This is a genomic window from Desertivirga brevis (genome assembly GCF_017355835.1).
In genome coordinates, this window is the sequence record NZ_JAFEWF010000006.1 from 485,971 (window position 1) to 507,386 (window position 21,416).

The following is a 21,416-nucleotide window of genomic DNA, read 5'->3' on the forward strand; positions in this document are numbered from 1 at the left end:
GCTCGTAATTCAACTGTTGTGAAAAGAAAGTCGGAGGCATTTTTGAAATATTGGTGGCTGCTTAAATATCCTGAATCGGTGTTAAGCGTCGAATGACAGTAGGTACCAGAGTTCGCCATTGATAAAGTACAACAGTTACAAGAATAATCACCGCCCGATGACGCTAGTACTTGCCCGCGAAAAAAGTGTGGAGAGTATCAAGGAAGCTTTGCTTGCCAGGCTCACCATTGTTTTTTACGATGAAACACTGATCGGCAGAAAAACGGAGCTGGAACCATTCTTCAGGTCGGCAGTAACCGTTACCAGCGAATATAAAAATCGTAATGAGGAGAAGATTGTAGCGGTAACCTTGCAAAACAATACCGATGTGCCATATAAGTTAAAGCTCTCCTCATTAAAATACATGATAGAGGAATACCCGATGGGACGCGTTACCTTGAAGCCTAGGGAAAAAATAAAAGTGATTTTGAAAGCGGTATGGGATACTCCACCAGAACTAGCATTGGAGTTTAGAGTTGAAAATTTATTTACCGATGTTAATGAAGAGCTGAGTTTAGATTAAGGCCCATACCAATCAAATAATTCTTAAGCGCTTTTCTTCAATTTCTCCATGATTCGGAGAGGTTAAAGCAATGACCCATGCCAGTATTTTTGGGTATGAGTTGTTGCTTTAATTTTTTGGGGATAATAATTCTGTCTGTCTCCTAGATAATAAACGTATAGAGGAAATGCTGGCACCATTGGCTGGTTTCTCCATTCACTTAAACCCATTATCCAGAAGCCAATGTATTGTATTAATAATTTGCATAAATATTCGATATTTGAGGAATAGACGTTTATATGCTAAAAGCCACTCGTTGTGGGCTATTCTAAAAGACAACCGACAAGGACCTTAATTACGTCTGCTGTTTTTGTGATAGTAGTTATTACGATAGCGCTTCTTTATTTCTTTTTTATCCCCCAGAACTACTTTGATCCTTCGTTCATAAAGCTTCAAAGTAAATGTAAAAGCTGTGCAAAAGCGAAAGCCCTGGCGATTGAAGACTTTGAAAAAGGTAATTATCACGTAGTGGCATGGGGACTCACATCGTCAGAGTCGCCAACACTCAAAATAGCTGAGATATTAGAAAGAGATTATAAAATTAAAACTGTTTTTGGGGGTTGTGTTCGAGAAGAGGCACTTGAATGCTATGATACCCAAATGCGTCGACTGCTGGTTACAAAGTTGAGTAAGACATTTTATAAGAGAGCCTACGAACAAGTAATAAATAACAGCCATTAACTATGCCCTTCCAAAAATTGCTGGCACTTTTCTGAAAAGCTCCGGTTTTAATACAGTAAAAGGCTATGTTGCCTGGAATTGGATGATGTAAGCTAAATCTTAATTTATATATTATTTATTTCCAGGTATTCGTGTAATATTAATAACCAATTATCCTCTAAGATCAATAGGCACTTAAATTTGTTTTGATGATAACTAGGAAGAAAGTACTGACAGGAATTGGTGCTGCTATTTTTTTGCTTTTAGCTATTTCTTTTCTGCTGGAGGATAGAACTATAAAAAAGACTAAACACTTCTCCTTTATTTACAGTAGCAGCATCGACTCTCAGAAGATTATAGATATCTCTACGGATCTTGAGGAGAGTTATTTAACAATCGCTCAGAACTTAAAAACTAAACCTTCCACCCATATTGAGACTCATATCTATGCCCGTAAATGGGATTATATTAAGGCAACGAAGCATCTCGGTGCCTCAGGGAACATATTGGGGCCATCCGAAATCCACTTTATAGTACGCTCTCTGGAAGAAAGCAAGAAGGTTGCTGTTCACGAATTCACGCACACAGTTGTTCTTCAGCTGCTTATAAACCGCGAACCTCAACCATTTGACTCTAATAAATTTGACCAAAAATTCGCATCCTTCCCGGTTTGGCTATGGGAATCAGTAAGTGTTTACGAAGCCAAAGAATTTATTGACCCAAAACAATTAGAAGATTTAAGAGAGGGAAGGTATCCTAGTATTAAAGAACTGAACACCCGTTCTAAAGGTCAAAAAATCTACACATATGGTTATACTTTGATTGATTTTATCCTGGAGAAGTATAAAAGAGACAAACTGATTGAACTCATTGAGAATTACGGTGATTTGGAAAAGACCTTAGGAATCACCGAGGAACAATTCAGCAAAGAATGGTATATGTTCGTGCGGGAAAAGTACTTGAAATAAAACGCTTTTCTCGGGTAGGATATAGGTACTTAGCAGCTATTACGATTACCGCAGGGAGATATTCTTTTAGGTTCGTATATTATTAGTTAAAGCTTCAGTTTATGACGCTTTACATCTTTCAAAACCTCAATTAGTCACCATCACTGTATGGGTGACGAAGGTCTTATCAGCCTTTACAAATTTAAATTCGTATTTTCCAGTAGAGGAGGCTTTGAACGTGTAATTTTTAGCTATCGATATCAGAGCTTGGTAGCACGCTTCGCCCTGGTATATTACGCTTCCTTTTATTATGCGCGTATTACCGTCAACCTTTTCCTGCAATTGACCGGATGCAGCACAACTATTATTACCTTGTAGGGTTACCTCCAGGTTTATTTCCTGACCCACTGCTACTGATGTTGGGCCTTCTACTTTAGTAATAACTGAGTTCTCCAAACTGAAATCTGATGTTTTATCTTTATCACAACTAATTTGGCAGAATGTACCTGATATTATCAGCATGAAAACAAGAATCTTTCTCATAATCCTATTTCTTACTTTACGTAACACCCTTTGTTAATGCAACAAAAAGCTAAAACAATGCATACTCAACAATGGTCAAGTGGTTTAGGAGTTGAAAAATTTTAGTTTTTTTAAGGAATAAGTTAATATTCCTTAGAGGAGTTGAAGCACACAACAATTCGATGTTGTTAAGCAGCAAGAGTTATTGCGTCAGAAAAGGATGAAAATTAAATGTTAAATTACTCCACATGAAATATATGGGTGAAGAATGATACAATGGGAACCCATACCACTAGCTAACCTTTACGACAAAATCCAAAAGACAGAGACTGATTTGAACGGAGAAGTTTGGAACTTTTGGCAACTAATTAAAACTTCCCCTACTAAGTGGGGAGAGAAAGAATTTGGAGGGTTTTGGGTATACGGGCAAATTGAGGGATATTATTGTAGCCAGGACGAACTCGGTTGATGTGTAACTAGACTATTTGAGTTGGTAAAATTTGGAGGAGAAATAATTGGACAGGCTGGACCGCCACAAAAATTAGAATAACAGCACATAAAAGCTATTCGGCAAAAAAGAAAGTGGAGGGTCAAATAAAACATTCTGTCTTCTATCACGCTTAGTGCTATACGGCATTATAGTCTTTCTGTTCCTTGGTTAAGTGGCTGCCAGGCACCATTTTTATAAAGGGCGATAATCGAATTGAAAAAAAGCAGGCCGTTTGAACAAGGGCCTGCTATCCTACAAACTGTTATTTATTTTTATCTTAGAACTACTTTGATAAATTTTGATACATCAGGTAGAGTTGTAAATGCATTGGGATTGGGAACGAGAGCTATAGGCAGACTTTCTTTTGAGGGTTTACCAGTTAAGTTAAACTGAGAAATACCTGCACCCGGAAACTCATTAACAGCTGTGCCGTCATCGAAAAGCTTGATAGATGAAGATACGTCTCCTTTAAAATTTGCATCAATACCCTTTTCTAAAGTTGCAAAGAACCAATCGTTGGAGAAACCGTACATAGTTGCTATGGCCAAACGATCCCCCGGGCTAACTGTTATGTCCTGTGATACCTTCCCTCCAGACTGATTTTCGATAGCTGGAAGCAGTACTGTGGTAGAAGGTGCCTTAAGCACATAAACGGCCTTAATTCCTGGTTTTCCCTTCAAGTAGGTAGCTAAACTTTCGGCATTTCCTTTCTGCGCCAGGGCTTCCAACCCTTGTCCCCTGTCAGGTTCTCCTAATTTATAAACAGGATTTTCTACACCATTATATATCACGACCAGTACAGGTGACAGCGGGGTAAAAATACCGGTGATGGATGTTAAGTAATCTTTCAATGGTAGAGTGTTACCGGTTTCGGCAAGGCTGGTAAGTCCATTAGCAGTTGACTGGCCCGCTGAATACAATGGTGCAGGATTTAATAATTGCCCGCCCGCAATATAGGAAATAGCCCATACTCCAGGACTTAGTGGTGTTTCATTTGCAGTTCCACCCGAGATGTTCTGAAGCGTCAGGGTGAAAATAGAGTTGCCATTGTACTTAAGTATAGTTTTTACCAAAGAAGACGCGGCCAAGTATGAATTACCCTGTGCATCTATTCCCCTTATCTCAGTGATCACTTTAGTATCCTGTACTCCAGGATGGTTCACATTAGCTCCGGGAACCTGATTAACACGCGTGCCGTTATCCCAAAGCTTCACCTGAGACGATACATCCCCCTCTAAAGGTTTTCCATCTGCATCGTAAACCAGGATGCCCGGATTAGCGGGAGCGAAAAATAAATCGTTAGACCAACCATACATGGTAGCAAAAGAGATAGCTTGTCCTTTTGCGGCTGAAAATTGGATATTTATAGACTGACCCGGAAGAATTACAGGAAGTGTACCACTTCCCTTAAAAGTGCCCGACTCCACTAAGGGTCTCGAATCTAATACATTCTCCACAGTTATAGTGGATTGAGTCTCATACATTACTGCCGAAACCTGATCCTTTTTGCAAGCAGTAAAAATTAATGTGAACAGTGCAAAGACTGCACATTTATACGTTTTAGTTATCATAAAGTTATTAATTGAGTTTGCAATTGCTGGCGGTTAGAAACTAGTTTTTAGGAAATTTAAATTTCGAGCGTAGGAGATTATGTAGCTTAATTAGGCTTTTAAAAACGATCTTGTAAACGTTGAATCGAGCTCCTTGGTACTACTACTAAAACTTAAGTAGAAAATTAAGCTGCCTATTCATACCCTAATCACGGCTTTATAATTCCGCCCTGGCAAAACCTACAGTATTACGGTAAAATTGAGGCGAAACCTGCGTGTTGCTTTTGAAGTACCTGCTGAAGTAGAACTCGTCTGGAAAGCCTAGTTCATTTGCAATGGCTTTTACCGGCTTGGAGGTTAGGTATAGCTCCCTCTTAGCCTCAATGATGACACGTTCAGCTATAAGATCTGTAAGCGTTTTATTGAAGTGCGATTTACTGATCCTGTTCAGAGCTCTTGTAGAAATATTTAGTAAGTCTGCATAATCGCTGGCTCTTCTCCTTGTCCGGTAGTGTTCTTCAATAGCATCTTTAAGCGTTTGCAGAATGAACGGCTCGTTATCAGTCTTGGGCACATCCATAGCTTCGTAAGCCATTTTAAGACGGGAGGCATTAATCAACAGTATCTTCAGATAAGAGACCATTAATTCATATTGCGCCACCCCAGGATGCTGCATCTCTGATTTTAGCTGATTTATTAAAGGAAGTAAAACTGAAAGTTCTTCAGGCCTGAGTTGCATTACGGGAGATTGATAAATATTATTAAACAACACTCCGTTGCAAGCTACTTCCTTTTGATGTTTATGAATGCAAAAAAAGTCTGGATGGAAATTTAGAAGAATTCCTTTAAACTCTCCATCAGCCTTGATCATAAAGGGTTGATATACAGAAAAACACATCAGAGTATTTCTGCTGAAAATATGCTCTGAAAAATCAGCTTTTAAGCTGCCAGTGCCCTCAGAAACGAGAAGAATAGAATAGTAATTATGATTCCGCTTCTCTCTAAAATAAGAATCATCCTCAAATTCAAAGATTTTAAATGCTAATGCATTAGTTTGCGGGTTGATAAGCGTGAACGCTGTTTGAGTCATCAAAATAGGAACTAGTTTTTTACTGAATTAAAGTACGTTCGTGGAAACTGATCTTGAGATCATTAATGCTGGCAAATCGCTTTCTCATGAGTCCGCTCACGTCAAATTCCCATAACTCATTTCCATAGCTCCGGTACCATTGGCCATCATAGTTATGCCATTCATATTCAAACCTCACGGCCATTCTATTTTCCCGAAAGCCCCATAGTTCCTTTTTCAATCTATATTCTAACTCCCTTTCCCATTTTAGTTTTAGAAATGCTTTTACTTCTTCACGTCCGTTTATAAATTCAGTTCGGTTTCGCCATTCTGTGTCAACTGTATAGGCGAGGCATACTTTCTCCGGATCTTTAGTGTTCCAGGCATTCTCTGCGAGTTGAACTTTTTCTAATGCAGTCTCGAGGGTAAAGGGAGGAAGAGGAAATTTTTGTTCCATAGTCAAAGTTAATTAAGAGGATGAGCAATAGTTAAGAGCTCATCCTTAAAACATAAATTAAATTGCTGATACCTCAACCAGTTCCACTTCCGGGAAGTCTACGGTTACCTGGGCTGCATTATTGAAGTAGTTGGTCAGGATATTTAAGCCAACATGAGCAATAATTTCTGCAATTGCTGCATCGTCATAGCCTGCATCCTTAACAGCTTGAACATCAGCATTGCTAACCAAACCCTTTTTGTCGACAAGAACTCTAGAAAAGGTCAATGCTGCTTGTATCTTTTGATCGGCCGACTTTCCTTCACGGGCTTCAGTAATTGATTTTGTGTCGATATGAACAAGCTTCTCGCCGATAAAGCTATGAGCAGCATTGCAGTAGTCGCAGCTATTGGCATTTGCAACGGTTAGAGCAATAAGTTCCCCTACTTTAGCTCCTAATGAAGCCTCTGCAAGGGCTCCGCTTAATGAAAGGTAACCATTTAATACTGCGGGGGAGTTTCCCATAGTACGCATCATGTTCGGAACCATTCCTAATTTGCTTTGGATAGCATCAAAAAGTTCGCCTGATTTTCCTGTTGTTGTTTGTGGATCTAGTGCTTTTAAACGTGGCATTGTATGTTTATTTTATTGTGTCACCATTGACAATACAAAGGTGCACGACTAGGAATTCTGGTAACATGGACTAAGGTGGTAAGTACATGGACGAATTGACTACATGACCGCTGAAATGGATAATAAGGAAATCAGCACCTGGTAAATTCTTAGGAACTCCAGAGAAAATAACAAATTCAAAACTATTCCAGATCAAGGTAGTTGATAATTGTAATCATCTACTTCTTTACTTATGAAAAATACAATGTACTCCAAACTTTTTGTTAGTTGCTCAAGGAAGGTAGTAGTAAACTCATTTACAAAGAGTTAACTGCAAGTTTATTGCCAAAAGGCAAGGGAGCCCTATCTCTTTTGTTACTTCTAATTTACTATTTTATGGAAGTATTTCTGGTTCAACACCTGGAACAACCAAGCGAAGTTTCTGAAGTACTAGGCTCTTTGATTCTCGGTCTCGACTCTGCAGCTCACATCTTATGGCGTCTTTTCAGCGCAAGCTTTATAGCTTTGCTCATTTATATTTACTGGCAACAGTTTAGAGGCTGCGGGAAATGGTTTTGCTCTGAACGTGTTTTTCTCCTTTTATCTGCGGCCTGCCTGTTGCTTTTGAGGTTTCCAATCTATGCTGCCTCAGAAATAAATCCGGACGAAGCTGAATGGATTGCAGGCGCAGCAACACTTCTAAGAGATCCGCGCTTTTGGATTTCGGTTGACGGTACAACTAGCGGTCCCCTGAACATTTATCCGCTTTGCTTAATAGGTCTGCTAAATATTCCCTTGTCTTACGCGAGCGTTAGAATATTTCTTATGCTTGCCCTGGTTATTCCTACATTCTATTTTAATTATCTTTCCCTTAAACTATTTTTTAGTCGGACAGTAGCTCAAACCGTTATTTTACCGTTTTTAATTTTCTTCTCACTTACAAGTCACTATGATTTGAGTTTTTACAGCAGTGAATATGTTTCTGTGCTTCTTATTTCCATAGTAATTTTCTTGTACGCTACTTACAGCAAATCACCTTCTTTTCTTTTACTAAGTGCAGCCGGTTTCATACTTGGATTACTGCCTTATGCAAAGTTTCAGAGCCTGCCCATTGGCTTCATTCTCGGGGTGTTTTTTATAACCAACATTTTGTTTGAAGGAACTTTAGCCCCGCGAAAAAAGGTATTGAAAGTGTTAGCTCTTTGTTTTTTTGCGCTGATACCTTCGGTGATTGTTCTGGCTTACTTGTTCTCCTTTAACGCTTATGTACATTTCTGGGAATCTTATATCGTTAACAATTTAATTTACGGCGGAAAGGTATCAGTTCGTGACACTCTGCTTGGCCTTCCAAAGATTATTCTGCTTTACTCGAAGGATACTCTTGGTTACTATATTACAGCGGCTATAATACCCATCGTTGGGGCCATAGTTCTTTTAAAAAAAAAGCACCTTATCTTGAATCGTCACATCAGATTCTTGCTGTTTTCTCATCTACTGTTTCTGGCAACGTATTATGCGATTGGGAAGGGATGGGGATTTCCGCATTATCAAATCTTTGTTTTCACTCCGATCATTTTAATAAATGCTTTTTATCTTAATATTATTCTGAGTCAATCAAATAATGTTCGCCTTTCTAATACGGTAACCGCCTTTCTCATTATTTTATCAGCCAGCATGATCATTCCCGATAATGCAATCGTCTCTAAAATTCTTGCTGAAAAAGAACCTGGTCCCCATGATATCATAAGTAAAAGGATTAGTAATTATAGCAAACCAGGAGATAAGCTTCTCGTCTACGGCTTTCAGGACATTTTGAATAGCAATGGGACTTATTACCTGCAGACGGGAATGACTCAAGCGACGAAGGAGTCACACAGTCAACGGCCCGAGGGGTTTCTTGGAAGTCCGGAACAGGTTAAGTATTATCAAAAAAGATATCTGGATGATATCCGCGCCAATAAGCCAAGAGCAATTATCGACCTGACGAAAGAGGATACTTCTTCAAATTTTTATCCTTCACTAAGAGCTTATGTTATCACAAACTATTTCCTAGACACCATTGCCTATAGAAACATTGGTGGTAGAAACGCTGCAAGTACCAGGACTATAAAGCTTAAACGTGTTCCTACCAAAATATACATAAGAAAAGAAAGTAGTCAGCTCCTTTCCGGGAAATGAAAACTATCAAAGTATTTTACATATCACCGCCTATGATCCCGCACGAAAACAACGTTACCATCATCACTCCGTGTTTCAATGAAAATCATACAGTAATTGCATTTCTGAAGGAGTTGACGGACATTCTTAAAGATCTTCCATTTTATTTTAATATAGTAGTAGTTGACGATGCCTCTACAGACAACACCCTCGACCTTTTGAGGGCCTTCCATTCGCCCTACGAAAACGTCGGAATTAGAGTGTTGACGCTTAAGTACAATTGTAACCATCAGGGCGCTATTTACCAGGGTTTTTTGTATTCAAGAGGATTGCCGGGAGATAAATTTATCGTAATGGACTCTGATGGAGAAGATGATCCTGCTGCTATAAGGGAACTTGTTTACCTTGACGATTATAAAGTGGTAAATGTTGTAAGAGGAAGGCGCCGGGAAAGCTTGTGGTTTAGGCTTTCATATAGGATATATAAGTATATTTTCAGAGCTATCACCGGACGCAGCATGAATTTTGGTAACTATTGTATGATTGACAGAAGTATATTAGAAAAGGTTTCCAATACGTCTTTCGTACATCTTGCCGCATGTTTATCGAAGCAAAAAGTTGAAAAGAAACAGCTTGTTTACGACAGAAGAAAAAGGATCGATGGAAAATCGAAAATGAACACTACCAGTCTGATTCATCATGCTTTCAGGTCATTTGTAGAGTATGCAGAAGAATTTCTCATGGTCTTTTTGCGGATTTTTATTGTAATTATTTTAGCCATTAGTGGACTTATGGCTACGGTATTTTATAGGAAGTTTATATCCCATAAGGCTATTTTAGGCTGGGCAAGCAATATCTCATTGGGCCTGTTTAACTCGGCCCTAATCTGTATTGGCTTCTTTATCTTAGGGATACTACTTTTAAATATCTCTTCAAGAAGGCGATCGACAAATACAAAAATTTATATTGATACTTCAAAGCAAGAATATGAATTAGTTAATCCAACTATCTAGAAGGGCTGCCTATATTTCGTCCATTCCTTTTTGTCTAATAGGAAACTAATCCTTATTAAGCGAAAGTACCTCCCTCATCCAGTTCGTTAAGGTTGCGTTTAAGCTCAGACAGCCTCCTGAAGTAATTTCTTTTATAATACAGGTGACTAGCTCCCATAGCTATAGCTGTTAATATAACGCTTTGTAACACCTCCTTTAAACTAAATATAAACTCGACCCTATGGAATCCCATCTGAAAAAGCAAGCTACCGGCATAAAACACAGGGGGTAACATCACAAGATAGGTGACATTCATCAGAAGATAAAAGCGTTTAAAGCGCCGTATTGATGTTTCTATCGCATTTTTCATGGTTTGTGAATCGCCAATATCGAATATGTTCAGCTGCTCGTAATAAGTCCACAGCGAGGTTAAGCCAAATACTGCGATAATTCCGAGAAAAGGCAATGCCTTTCCCATCTGAGGGAACTTATCGGGACTGGCAAGGAAAGTGATCACATTAAGGGCTAGGCTAAGTAGCAAAAGAATTGTGGAAACTTTAGCAAAGTTCCACCAAAACGTGTTGGTGCGATGCAGCTTACCAACTGTAGCATTTGTTTTCATAATGATTGAATTAATTTTTTCAGTGTTATATTTATCCGTAAGCGTTTTTGATTCAGAATCTGCTTCAAACAGCTCTTTAAATTCGTGCAGTTCCATATTAGCTGGTTTTAACCTGAGACTTTAGTTTGTGTTTAATCTGATTGAGTTTATAACCGACATTAGACTCAGAGATTCCGACAAGCTCACCAATCTCCCGGTAGCTATAGTTATCCATATACAACATAACAATAGCCTTTTCTACATCAGTCAGGATTTGTATTGCCTGCTGCATTATTTTATCTTTTTCCCCGTCAAAGGGCTCTTCAGGAATATTAAGAGCCTCTTCGTTTAGTTCTCGAGGCTGCTCCTTTTTGCTTTCTTTTCGCAGACGCGTAATCGCCACATTCAAGGCTACCCTGTACATCCAGGTACTAACTTTTGAACCACCCGAAAAGGAGGGGAAAGAGCGCCACAGCTGCAAAACAATGTCCTGGAAAAGGTCTTCCCTATCCTCATTTCGAGAGCAGTACATATGACATACCTTCGAAATGATTCCTTTATGTTCTTCAATTACCGAGATAAACTTCTGTTTCAAGGGTGGCTGTTTTACCTGATTAGTCGCAAGTTCAATGTAATCCTTAGAAGGAAATGAAAAATTTAGACATTTAGTTGCAGGGAGATAAGTTTCAAAAATGGACTGGGTACTGGTGTAGTTTGCAACAGAATTACCAGCGGTGCAATATGATAAAAGACGGTAGGAATAATAATTGCTGTACGGGAGGTTGTACAAATTGTTTTTAATACTATTTTATAAAAACTTAGCATATGCAGAATACCACATTTACAGTCTTTCGGCAACACTTAAAACATTATAAATTAACGGTGCGATAAATCGTCTTAGGGACCAGTGTCTTAACTAAGGAAATTGAGAGAAAGCCGTTGAAGAATCTGAGCTGACACCTGAAGTGCCCAGAGCAGTAAGTCCTAGTCCGAACGTTAGGTCTCCTAAAAATTTCCGGCAATTATATGATTTGCTCATACGTTTTAATTTTTTAATTGCTATCTAACTGAAAGATGTTAACGAGATTTTGAAAACTAAGGTCGTTTCCGGCAGGAATAACTAGTTCTCCATTTACGGAATTCTTAAAGATACTCTCTTTTATGTTTTCTAAAGATTCCAGGGCCTTGAAGCAGGGGGCGAGGCACGAATCAAAAACTATATTTTACATTGTGTTACAAATAAAATGCCTACCTTGGCACTTCGCAGAAATCCAGATTGATTTGCAATGCTTCTTTTCTCTAGCCTTTGCAAAGAATAGAATCCAAATAAAAGCGTTACTACTATAGCTTTGCGTTTATCTTAAGTAAAGAAGTTCTTTAATCCCACAAATTGGAGAGTTGTATTTATAGATACTGTGGCAGCCTATGCTCGCAGTTGAAAAACTCATTTGCTCTTAATAAAGAATTTTGAATACAACAGACAACCAAAAGAAGTACCTCGAAGAAATTCAGGCATTAAAAAACGAAATAAAGCAGCTCAAATCATCCCATAGCCAATCCGTAAAAGATTTCAAGCAGAATGAAAGTGATGTAGAGGAAACCCGGATTGGTAACATAAAATTTCAAACGGTTTTTGATCAATCTGCTGTCGGAAATAAGATCATCGACTCAAAACTTCGCATTTTACAGGTTAATGCTGCCCTTATAGCTCTTCTTGGTTATAGCCGTGAGGAACTCTTAGGTTCTTTGATCATAGACTTCTCCCACCCGGATTGTAAGGCTGACTGGATGTTGCTCCAAGAAAAGCTCTGGCATGGGAAGCTGCCCAGTTTTAATATGGACGCCTGCCTTTTAAAAAAGAATGGAACACCTATCTGGTGTAACATAACGTCGATTGTATTCGAAGATAACGGAACCACACTGGGGTTTACTATTGTACAAGATATAACAGAGCGTAAGGCTTTCGATAAAGTGCGCCAGCAAGCTGACGCGCGGAAAGATGAATTTATTAGTGTGATGAGCCATGAAATTAAAACACCGCTAGCCAATATCAAGTCTTACGTGCAACTTTTGGAAAGAGAAATCAGTAGAGATGTCAAGGTTTATCCCTTTATTGAAAGAACCAGTAAGCATATTAGGCGATTGGAAAGGCTGATCAGTGATTTGCTGGATATCACTAAAATGAAGTCTGGAAAATCAGAGTTGCTTTTAAACTGGTTTTCCTTTGAAGAGGTACTGGCCGATACGATCACTACTGTTCAGGAAGTATCTCCTACTCACAAGATTATCCTTGAAAGTGAAGTTAGTATACCTTACCGTGGTGACCAGTACCGCATTGAACAGGTAATTATTAATTTTTTGAATAATGCCATCAAATATTCGCCAGGAGCAGATAAAGTAATTGTGCGTGCCAAAACCGAACTGGATAATGTTATTGTAAGTGTACAGGATTTTGGGATTGGGATAGCGAAAATTGATATGCACCAGATCTTTGACAGATTCTTTCGGGTTGAAAAAACAGCTATGCAGTATCAGGGTATGGGTTTAGGCCTGTTTATTTCTTCGCAAATTCTATTACAACACAACGGAAGTTTTTGGGTGGAGAGCGAAATGGGTAAAGGTAGTACCTTCTTTTTCAGGCTCCCGATTCAAAAGGCGAAACAGAAAAATGTAACAGAAACTAAAGTTAGCTATAAAGATGAAAGTGTTTCCATTCGATATCTGAAGGATCAGTATAGGGTTCAGGTTGAGTGGACAGGATTTCAAAATTATGATTCGATCAGAAATGGCTGTATGAAGATTTTGAAGATCGTAAGAGATAATAGGTGCCATAAAATGCTTATTGATAATACCTACGTTCTTGGTTCATGGGCAGATGCAGCCGAATGGGTGGGAATGGAATGGTTTCCAATGATCGAAGAAGCAGGCTTGGAATATTTAGCCTGGATTCATTCTTCCAGCACGTTTGATCAATTGTCTTTGAAGGAAACTGTTAATGCTAAAGTTGGAAATGTAGAGACGCAGTTATTTCGAAATATAGAAGAAGCAACTCTTTGGCTTACGGAAATAGATTGACATGAAGCTAAATATCCGTTGAGACAATAAAAGGATCTTATAAATTTTAATTCAAGTATTTTTCATCAAGAAGGTAAAATGCTGTACTAAAGAACAGGCCTAATTGCTACTTTCATGCTTAGAATTGCATTTCTGGCAGATGCCATACACCATCATGTTGACTACTTCTGAAGTAAAACCTTTGGGCATAGCCAGGGAAGGGATGTGTAAAGTATCCATACAGTAAACATTCAGACATGATGTACAATTGAAGTGGACATGCTCATCTTTGTGTTGCTTGTCCGTGCAGAACGAGTCACACACTGCATATTTTGCTGTGCCATTCATGTCCAGAACTTTATGAATGATTCCCTTCTCCTCAAAAGCCGTTAAAACTCTGTATAGGGTTACGCGGTCGATTTCTTTGCCAATAATTTCTTCCAGTTCTGGTTGGGACGCCGCGGTATCCCTTGATTTCAGGACTGACAGTACCCTAACGCGGGGCCCTGTCTTTTTAAGACCGTGTTTCTCCAGCAGATCATTCAGTTCGTCGTTCATACTCTAATACAAATTTAAGAATTCTGCCTGTCAATTAAGACGAACTATTGATCTGTCAATCATTCCTTTCAAAAGAATGGTAGCTTTATTCAAACTGTGAACAAGTCTATTAACATTAAAATTTACTCTCGACTTGGAATATAATAGAATTAAATGCAACTTTGTTGCGTATTATCCATGCAGAAGAAAAAACATATAACATATTTGCACAGGCTTGTTTCGGCCTTCCTATTGCTATTGTTCCTCTGCGTGCATCTGGTCGAGGTGTTTCATGCACCACATAATTCTACTGATTGCAGCACTGGCGATAATACAGAACAGCGTTATACTGTGGCAGACCAGAACTGCAAGATATGTGATTATCTTGCTCATACACGTCAAGGGCCCTTTTCCGTCTCTACTTCGATTGTATTGTCTATACCTCTTCCCAAAGCTATAGAGGTTTCTGGCCGTGTAGTTGCCAGGATTTACAAATTTACGCTACAAGGGTTTTCTAATAAAGGTCCCCCACGTTTTACCTAAGCAATAGTAATTTTTACTATACCTGTTCCTTCACGCCGTGTTGGACTGCTTCATCCTTTTTATTCATTTTCAAAACTAATTGCTCGAAGCATATCGCGTAATCTATGTTTTGCCTTTTCCTGGCTAAGTGGAGTCTTATTCAATTTTCGGGAGGGGTAGAGGAATACTGTGTGTCAATTCTATTACGGCAAATTCAACGAGCAATAATTTTTCATCTATATAAATACACATCCATGGACATCAAAAACAACTTAAGAAAACTAAGTGTAATGCTAATGATTGCGGCGGCCTTTTCCGCATGTAAGAAAGACAACAATGAGCCAGAGCCTGAGCCTAGTCAGGACTCATCTAAAGAGTACCAGTATGTTCGCGTGTTGGTTAGCGACGAGCTCAGCAACCAGCTTAATCTGATCGATCCTTCTGCAGCTACGGTAACAGCTTTTAATGCCAAGTATCCTCTTGCCAATCTCTATGGCACTGCCTCAGGTAGGTACGCTGCTGTGTTCTATCAAAGCCAGAACCTGGTGGAGGTATTCGACAGCGGTCTTGCCTCGCATGGGGACCACATTGATGTAATCGGTAATCCGAAGTGGACTTCTATTACTGCAGACGGAATAAAACCTGCGCATTTTAAGAGTAAAGGAACCGAGGCGCTGATCTTTAATGATGGGGACGGTACACTGAGTGTTGCTAGAGAAGAGAACTTTAATAAAGCGGGGGCTAAATTTGAGATAATAAATGCGGGTTTACAACCCCATCATGGTGCAATGGCTCAGTTTAGCAACGGTACTTATGCTGTCACTACCGCTAGCTCTGCGGGCGGATCTCCCAATCGTATTCAGATTATTAACAGGAGTGGGGCAGTGGTACATCCCTCTACTATGGAAATCGGATCTATCCATGGTAATGCAACTGATGGTACCGTAGCGGTCTTCGGTGGTTTTACTTCAGCTGCTGCAACGGCGGGGGGAGTATTAGTGGTGAACCAATCGGGTGAGCAGTCTTTAATTCCCAATCCTGAAGGCTTTGGTGCTTTCCGCCTGGGCAGCGTTTATTATGCTGCTTCAGCTAAAAAATTCATTGGCTTTGCGGCAACAAAGGGAGCTTACCTAATTGATGTGAATGGAAAGAGGATCACACCGATCTATGCTGGCAACGATGCCTTCCAATGCAAAGTGGATTATGCGGGGAAAAGCTTATTAGTGTTGACACTGGATGGCAAGTTACGGGTTTATGACCTTGCTAGTGGAACTTTGAAAAAGGAAGGATCAGTGATTTCTCCAGTAAGTACCACTGATACTTACAAACCTGTGCTTGAGGCAACCTCTAAATTTGCTTATGTTGCTGTTCCTGCATCCGGAGAGGTGCATCAGATTAGCCTTGAAGACTTGAGTAAAATAAATAAACATAAAGTTTCTCCGAGACCAGTAAGGCTTACCTTGCTCGGTTTTGAGAGCAACGACAGCCACTAAGAACTAAAGAACGAATCCCCGGTAACCTTACTCAAGGATGCCGGGGATTTATAGGCTTGTACATCTTTTAATCTTTTGGTATGGTTTTACTGCTGAACTTACTTTAAAAATAATCAGTCTCCTTTAAACTCCCTTTTATCCAGTTCTGCCGACTTCAAATCCCGCTCAAGGAAGAAATTCAAAGCTGTTCTGATGGTTGCAACGGCAGCAAGTTTACCAATGTCATCCCAGGTTGGCGCTACGGCTGTGGCTATTACACCTGCCCCAAGCAATAATTCAAGCGCAACAGCTACTGAGCTTCCAAATTGAAGCCTGATATCTCTTTGCTCATAGTGTGATCGTTTAAAAATCACAATTGACATATAGTTTTTTATGGCAATAATTACAGCTATGCCGATTATAAATGCAGCGATAATTTCCACACCTGTACTTGTGGTATGGGCAATCAGTTCTGCGTACTGCTGAATTATAGAACTTTTGTTATCCTGACTCTCCATACTTTAGCTTCTAGAAAGAATAAACAAAAGAAAGCAGAGTCTGGTGAACCTAAAATTCAAGAACCATTCAATTCAAAGAATACTTAAGGGAAACGGATCAATTCTTACAAGCGAAAAGAATTTTACTTACTGTTAATGTATCAGATTTAACAAGTTTTATATCTTTGTCGCATCAATGAAAGGTAGATATCTTTGTTTTCTAGTCTTCCTGACGGCTCTGAGTTTGCTACTGGCTCCGCTGACATCGCAGGAGCAGGTTGAGAAGGTCCGTGCCGACGATTATACTACCTATATTCATCCAGGTCCCAATACAACCCATGTTGCATCCAGCCTCGCTCAATGTATTGGCGAATTACCTGTGGCTATTTTTCATTACATTTTTATTTCTGATAACCTGGGAAGGCAAGAGATGGGGGAGGTGAATGATCATTGTTTTGCTTTAGCAAGCGTTCCTATATTTCTTTCTTATCGACAGATCCTCATTTGATCATTCTGAAGCACCGCTATCCTTGGCGTCGACTATTGACCCACAATCTGGCTTGGTAATTATTTCCTTATTTGATTTGTTACATTATGGAGTTTTTAAAAGACAGCTTCAACGCCTTTCTGATCTCAATTTTTTTACTATTAGTAGTAATTGGTGGTTTTGTAGCTATCGTTAAGTTATTTGTTATAGTGTTTCACCTCTTTTGGGCGGGCCGTCAGAAAAAGAGGTAACAAATTTGTAATTCAATTATTTTTATCTTCAAAGAAGGTTTGCATGAAAAACATTAATCTGAATTCGTTTAGAGATTTCTTCTCCTCCAAATCAGCAGGAGGAGTTATTTTAATAATCTGCGTAGTAATAAGTCTGTTAATTGCCAATTCTCCCTTTGGAGATTCTTTTGCAGCTATTTTAAATTCTTATGTAGGTGGTTCTTTCGGAAATGTCCATCTTGACTATCCTTTACTGATTTGGATAAATGATGGCCTTATGGCTATATTCTTTCTGCTTGTGGGGCTCGAAATTAAGCGGGAGCTGGTAGAAGGTGAACTTTCATCGCCAAAACAAGCGGCTTTACCTGTTTTCGCTGCTATTGGCGGAATGGTAGTTCCCGCACTGGTCTTTGGCCTTTTCAACAATAATACCCTGACAGCTAATGGTTGGGGTATCCCGATGGCAACTGATATCGCTTTCGCTATAGCCATTCTATCTATTCTGGGAGATAAGGTTCCTTTGTCCCTAAAGATCTTCCTGACTGCACTTGCTATTGTGGATGATCTTGGAGCAATCCTGGTCATCGCTATTTTTTACTCCGAACAGATCCACTATAATTACCTGTTGTATGCAGGAGGAATAGTAGCATTGCTTATCCTGTTCAACAGGTTAAATATTAAAAATATCTTTTTCTATATCATTCCCGGTCTGGTGATGTGGTACTTTATCCATCATTCCGGAATTCATGCAACAATTGCAGGTGTTCTCACCGCTTTGACAATTCCTACTACCCCCGACAGCAAAACTTCGCCGTTAGAGCATCTTGAACACGCGCTGACTAAACCGGTGAACTTTCTGATTATGCCCATATTTGCTTTGGCCAATACTAATATCGCCCTCAGCGGAGGCATGATTGAAGGGATTTTTACGAATATGGGATTAGGTATTTTATTGGGTTTATTTCTGGGCAAACCTATTGGGATCTTTATCATGTCGTGGGTGGCTGTAAAAACAGGGATTGGAAGTATGCCTGAAGGAAGTCGCTGGAGTCAGATCTGGGGACTGGGAATTCTGGCAGGGATCGGTTTCACCATGTCGATATTCATTGCCATGCTATCCTACAAAGATCCTGCCTTTCAAACGGAAGCTAAGTTTGTGATCCTGATTACTTCTGTGCTGGCCGGTGCGGTGGGATTTTTTGTGCTGAAGTGGATCTATAAGTTGAAGCAATAAAGGCGGCATATTTATGTGAACATAGCCCATTTGGTACCCGATCAAGCGTTGAATGAATTTCTGATTAATTTCTGAGAATTATAATTTCTGCAGGAACGAATTAAGCAGAATGATGTTAAGAGTTGGAAGAAGATTTTCTTCCAATTTTCTAACATCGTTTAAAAATGACTGAGAAAAAGTACACAGATTTGATCGAAATTATCAGCGCTACCGACATTGCAGAGAGTTATTACAAAGCTCAAAATCGCCTCCTTTTATTGGATTATGATGGAACGCTAACTCCTTTAATGCCTTTACCCGAGCTGGCCGCCCCTGGTGAAGACCTTCTGGTTTTGCTTTATCGCTTAACACAGGACCCGAAAAATTCTGTCTATATTATAAGTGGCCGGGAGTACATGACTTTGGGAAAATGGCTGGGACACATTCCACTGAACCTTGTCGCCGAACATGGAGCATGGATAAAATCACCTGACGAAGACTGGAACCCTTCGGCAGATTTGAGTGCTGAATGGATTGCTCCTGTAAAAGAATTATTGGACGATTACTCGTCTAAATGCGAGGGTTCCTTTGTGGAACTAAAAAGTTATTCAATAGCCTGGCATTACAGGAATGCCGATCCCGGATCTGTCAATGCCTTGTTCGACTTGCTCATTGCCGACCTGGAAAATCTTGCCAAACAACTTCCGATCAATATTATTAAGGGGAATAAAGTGGTGGAGATAAAAAATAAAGGGGTTAACAAGGGTACTGCCGTTGAAAGGATATTGAGGGAACAAGGTTTCGATTTTATATTGGCGTGTGGCGATGATACTACCGACGAGGATATGTTCCTTCAGCTGGTAAAGACAGAAAATGCCTTTACGGTAAAAGTTGGGGAGGGAGAAACGTATGCCAGATACAAAGCGGCCAACCCCGCGCATATTGCGCAGTTTTTACAACAGTTTTTAGATTGAATTGGTAGTGAATGGAAAGATTTGATAAGGAAAAGATAACGAAGATCAGGTCGGGCATAGACCAGTTCATGCTTTGGACTAGCCTGGCATGTTCCCTTCTGGTATTATATCTGGTGGGCTATAATACCGACCTGGCGTTTGAAAAAATAATGATGGCTGTTCTAACCTTCTTTTTTGACAGCTTCATTTTATTGCTTCTGCTGAAGGTACTCCTGATCATTTCTTTAAGAAAAAACTATAGAGTTTCCTTCCTCAGCGAGATCATCTTGTTCCTGTATCTAAGTCTGATATTCATTGCAAGGTACGATTTGCTCGATGTTGGGGGGCTTGAAGGCGCCTCCTGGATGTTCGTGGGGATATTTGCTGTGTTTATTGTGGAGTTATCGAAAACCAGCCTTTTCTTCGAGCACTTTTATCTCAACCCCACGGTGTTGTTTATCATTAGTTTCCTGGTACTTATTTTATTTGGGACATTTTTACTCCTGCTGCCAAAATCCAGCGTTAATAATGATCTAAGCTTTTTAGACGCGCTATTCATGGCGACCAGTGCCGTATGTGTTACCGGATTATCCGTAACTGACATCAGTCGAAATTTTACCATGTTTGGTCAAAATGTGTTGCTGGCATTGATCCAGTTTGGTGGATTAGGTATTATGACCTTCACGGGCTTCTTTGGATTCTTTTTCACCGGAGCTTTATCTTACAAAAACCAGCTGATGTTTACGGAATTCGTAAATGAACGTAAAATTAGCTCCGTCGTAAGAGCCCTTACCACTATTATCAGCATCACTTTCTTTTTCGAGGCCATTGGGGCTCTCCTCATATTCTTTAGTGTTGAACACGCGAAATTTAATTCCCTAAGCGAGCGAATCCACTTCTCTTTATTTCATTCCATTTCCGCTTTTTGTAATGCTGGCTTTTCAACCCTTTCGAATGGTTTATATGATATCAACTTCAGGTTCAATTATTCTTTTCAGCTTATTATTGCCATCCTGTTGATCATTGGAGGAATGGGATTCGCCCTTGTACATAATATCTATCGTTTCTTGTTGCGCTGGTACGGCAACTTCCGGAACCGCCTTCTGTACAGGCAGGCTTTCACTTTTAAGCCCTGGGTTTTAAGCTTCAATTCAAGGCTTATTTCCTGGGTTACGGCCATTTTGATTGTTCTTGGCACAATTGCCTGTTTTTTATTGGAGTATAAGTATACGCTTACAGAGCATACAAACTGGCAGGGTAAACTAGTGACCGCTTTTTTTACCGGGGTTACGCCAAGAACAGCCGGATTCAATACGGTTGATATGGCCCACCTGTCTTTCCCTACTATTTTAGTTGTTATGTTTTTAATGTGGATTGGAGGATCTCCGGGATCGACAGGGGGAGGAATAAAAACGACAACTTTTGGCATTGCTGCATTAAATATTTACAGCCTTGGCAGGGGATACAAGCACATTCAGATTTTTAAGCGGGAAATTTCTGAAGAATCTGTTCGAAGAGCATTTGCTATTATAACACTGTCGATCGTTTCCTTAGCCCTTGCTACTTTTTTATTGGCAATTACAGATGGTGACAAAGGTTTACTTGCATTGGCTTTTGAAAGTATCTCTGCCTATAGCACCGTGGGACTTACATTAGGCATTACCCCTCAAATTAGCGATGCTGGAAAGCTGATCTTGATTGCAACAATGTTCATGGGGAGGGTGGGAACGCTGACACTTGTGCTCACCTTAATTAAAAATATTCAGAATAAGGGATATCAATATCCCAAAGAGGAGGTTACTTTTTAATAACTT

At 39.7% G+C, this 21,416-nt stretch carries 23 protein-coding genes; 13 read left to right on the forward strand and 10 right to left on the reverse strand.

Features of this window, described 5'->3' with window-relative positions; all coding sequences use genetic code 11:
* The first annotated feature begins 157 nt into the window (after positions 1-157).
* From J4N25_RS17375 to J4N25_RS17385, 3 genes are all read left to right on the forward strand, one after another.
* The gene (locus J4N25_RS17375) at positions 158-562 is read left to right on the forward strand and encodes an Sb-PDE family phosphodiesterase (RefSeq protein WP_207423057.1); all 405 of its coding nucleotides are present in this window, start codon (positions 158-160) and stop codon (positions 560-562) included.
* A 297-nt stretch (positions 563-859) separates the two neighbouring features.
* The gene (locus tag J4N25_RS17380) at positions 860-1,282 is read left to right on the forward strand and encodes a hypothetical protein (RefSeq protein WP_207423058.1); all 423 of its coding nucleotides are present in this window, start codon (positions 860-862) and stop codon (positions 1,280-1,282) included.
* 188 nt (positions 1,283-1,470) lie between these two features.
* On the forward strand, positions 1,471-2,229 hold the full coding sequence (locus J4N25_RS17385) for a hypothetical protein (RefSeq protein WP_207423059.1): 759 nt from the start codon (positions 1,471-1,473) through the stop codon (positions 2,227-2,229).
* Positions 2,230-2,355: 126 nt separating this feature from the next.
* Here the strand turns inward: J4N25_RS17385 and J4N25_RS17390 are convergent, their stop codons facing one another.
* On the reverse strand, positions 2,356-2,751 hold the full coding sequence (locus J4N25_RS17390) for a hypothetical protein (protein ID WP_207423060.1): 396 nt from the start codon (positions 2,749-2,751) through the stop codon (positions 2,356-2,358).
* A 247-nt stretch (positions 2,752-2,998) separates the two neighbouring features.
* Between J4N25_RS17390 and J4N25_RS17395 the strand changes: the two genes are divergently transcribed.
* Complete coding sequence (locus J4N25_RS17395; protein WP_207423164.1) at positions 2,999-3,199, forward strand: hypothetical protein; 201 nt, start codon at positions 2,999-3,001, stop codon at positions 3,197-3,199.
* A gap of 293 nt (positions 3,200-3,492) precedes the next feature.
* Here J4N25_RS17395 and J4N25_RS17400 read toward each other — a convergent pair whose 3' ends face one another.
* From J4N25_RS17400 to J4N25_RS17415, 4 genes are all read right to left on the reverse strand, one after another.
* Positions 3,493-4,791, reverse strand: a complete 1,299-nt coding sequence (locus J4N25_RS17400; protein WP_207423061.1) for a spondin domain-containing protein — start codon at positions 4,789-4,791, stop codon at positions 3,493-3,495.
* Between the two features lie 196 nt (positions 4,792-4,987).
* Positions 4,988-5,860: a helix-turn-helix domain-containing protein gene (locus tag J4N25_RS17405; RefSeq protein WP_242695929.1), complete on the reverse strand. Its 873-nt coding sequence runs from the start codon at positions 5,858-5,860 to the stop codon at positions 4,988-4,990.
* A gap of 19 nt (positions 5,861-5,879) precedes the next feature.
* Positions 5,880-6,296: a nuclear transport factor 2 family protein gene (locus tag J4N25_RS17410; protein ID WP_207423063.1), complete on the reverse strand. Its 417-nt coding sequence runs from the start codon at positions 6,294-6,296 to the stop codon at positions 5,880-5,882.
* A 57-nt stretch (positions 6,297-6,353) separates the two neighbouring features.
* Positions 6,354-6,908, reverse strand: a complete 555-nt coding sequence (locus J4N25_RS17415; RefSeq protein WP_207423064.1) for a carboxymuconolactone decarboxylase family protein — start codon at positions 6,906-6,908, stop codon at positions 6,354-6,356.
* Between the two features lie 375 nt (positions 6,909-7,283).
* On the opposite strand from J4N25_RS17415, the gene J4N25_RS17420 reads away from it, so the two are divergent.
* Both J4N25_RS17420 and J4N25_RS17425 read left to right on the forward strand, forming a co-directional pair.
* On the forward strand, positions 7,284-9,065 hold the full coding sequence (locus J4N25_RS17420; protein WP_207423065.1) for a hypothetical protein: 1,782 nt from the start codon (positions 7,284-7,286) through the stop codon (positions 9,063-9,065).
* Positions 9,062-10,057 carry a glycosyltransferase gene (locus tag J4N25_RS17425; protein ID WP_207423066.1) on the forward strand — a complete coding sequence of 332 codons (996 nt, stop codon included), beginning with the start codon at positions 9,062-9,064 and terminating at the stop codon, positions 10,055-10,057. Before J4N25_RS17420 ends, J4N25_RS17425 begins: the two co-directional genes overlap by 4 nt.
* Positions 10,058-10,112: 55 nt before the next feature.
* Here J4N25_RS17425 and J4N25_RS17430 read toward each other — a convergent pair whose 3' ends face one another.
* The 3 genes from J4N25_RS17430 to J4N25_RS26965 form a co-directional block, all read right to left on the reverse strand.
* Entirely contained in the window at positions 10,113-10,754 is a 642-nt protein-coding gene (locus tag J4N25_RS17430; RefSeq protein ID WP_207423067.1) for a hypothetical protein, read from the reverse strand.
* A gap of 1 nt (position 10,755) precedes the next feature.
* On the reverse strand, positions 10,756-11,427 hold the full coding sequence (locus tag J4N25_RS26820; protein ID WP_242695914.1) for an RNA polymerase sigma factor: 672 nt from the start codon (positions 11,425-11,427) through the stop codon (positions 10,756-10,758).
* Positions 11,428-11,553: 126 nt separating this feature from the next.
* Entirely contained in the window at positions 11,554-11,676 is a 123-nt protein-coding gene (locus tag J4N25_RS26965) for a hypothetical protein (RefSeq protein ID WP_255537119.1), read from the reverse strand.
* A 428-nt stretch (positions 11,677-12,104) separates the two neighbouring features.
* Here J4N25_RS26965 and J4N25_RS17440 point away from each other — a divergent pair, with 428 nt between their 5' ends.
* On the forward strand, positions 12,105-13,712 hold the full coding sequence (locus J4N25_RS17440; RefSeq protein ID WP_207423068.1) for a PAS domain-containing sensor histidine kinase: 1,608 nt from the start codon (positions 12,105-12,107) through the stop codon (positions 13,710-13,712).
* Positions 13,713-13,811: 99 nt separating this feature from the next.
* Here the strand turns inward: J4N25_RS17440 and J4N25_RS17445 are convergent, their stop codons facing one another.
* Positions 13,812-14,249: a Fur family transcriptional regulator gene (locus tag J4N25_RS17445; protein ID WP_207423069.1), complete on the reverse strand. Its 438-nt coding sequence runs from the start codon at positions 14,247-14,249 to the stop codon at positions 13,812-13,814.
* 177 nt (positions 14,250-14,426) lie between these two features.
* Here J4N25_RS17445 and J4N25_RS17450 point away from each other — a divergent pair, with 177 nt between their 5' ends.
* Both J4N25_RS17450 and J4N25_RS17455 read left to right on the forward strand, forming a co-directional pair.
* Positions 14,427-14,771, forward strand: a complete 345-nt coding sequence (locus J4N25_RS17450) for a hypothetical protein (protein ID WP_207423070.1) — start codon at positions 14,427-14,429, stop codon at positions 14,769-14,771.
* A 233-nt stretch (positions 14,772-15,004) separates the two neighbouring features.
* Complete coding sequence (locus tag J4N25_RS17455) at positions 15,005-16,243, forward strand: hypothetical protein (protein WP_207423071.1); 1,239 nt, start codon at positions 15,005-15,007, stop codon at positions 16,241-16,243.
* A 113-nt stretch (positions 16,244-16,356) separates the two neighbouring features.
* Here J4N25_RS17455 and J4N25_RS17460 read toward each other — a convergent pair whose 3' ends face one another.
* Positions 16,357-16,740 (reverse strand): DUF1622 domain-containing protein, encoded by a 384-nt coding sequence (locus J4N25_RS17460; RefSeq protein ID WP_207423072.1) that lies wholly within the window; start codon positions 16,738-16,740, stop codon positions 16,357-16,359.
* Between the two features lie 175 nt (positions 16,741-16,915).
* Between J4N25_RS17460 and J4N25_RS17465 the strand changes: the two genes are divergently transcribed.
* From J4N25_RS17465 to J4N25_RS17480, 4 genes are all read left to right on the forward strand, one after another.
* Positions 16,916-17,227 (forward strand): hypothetical protein, encoded by a 312-nt coding sequence (locus J4N25_RS17465; RefSeq protein WP_207423073.1) that lies wholly within the window; start codon positions 16,916-16,918, stop codon positions 17,225-17,227.
* A gap of 273 nt (positions 17,228-17,500) precedes the next feature.
* The gene (gene nhaA / locus J4N25_RS17470; protein WP_207423074.1) at positions 17,501-18,670 is read left to right on the forward strand and encodes a Na+/H+ antiporter NhaA; all 1,170 of its coding nucleotides are present in this window, start codon (positions 17,501-17,503) and stop codon (positions 18,668-18,670) included.
* Between the two features lie 164 nt (positions 18,671-18,834).
* A complete protein-coding gene (gene otsB, locus J4N25_RS17475; protein ID WP_207423075.1) occupies positions 18,835-19,623 on the forward strand; it encodes a trehalose-phosphatase in 789 nt (262 codons plus the stop codon).
* 11 nt (positions 19,624-19,634) lie between these two features.
* Positions 19,635-21,410, forward strand: coding sequence for a TrkH family potassium uptake protein (locus J4N25_RS17480; RefSeq protein WP_207423076.1), 1,776 nt, complete (start codon positions 19,635-19,637; stop codon positions 21,408-21,410).
* The last annotated feature ends 6 nt before the right edge of the window (positions 21,411-21,416 follow it).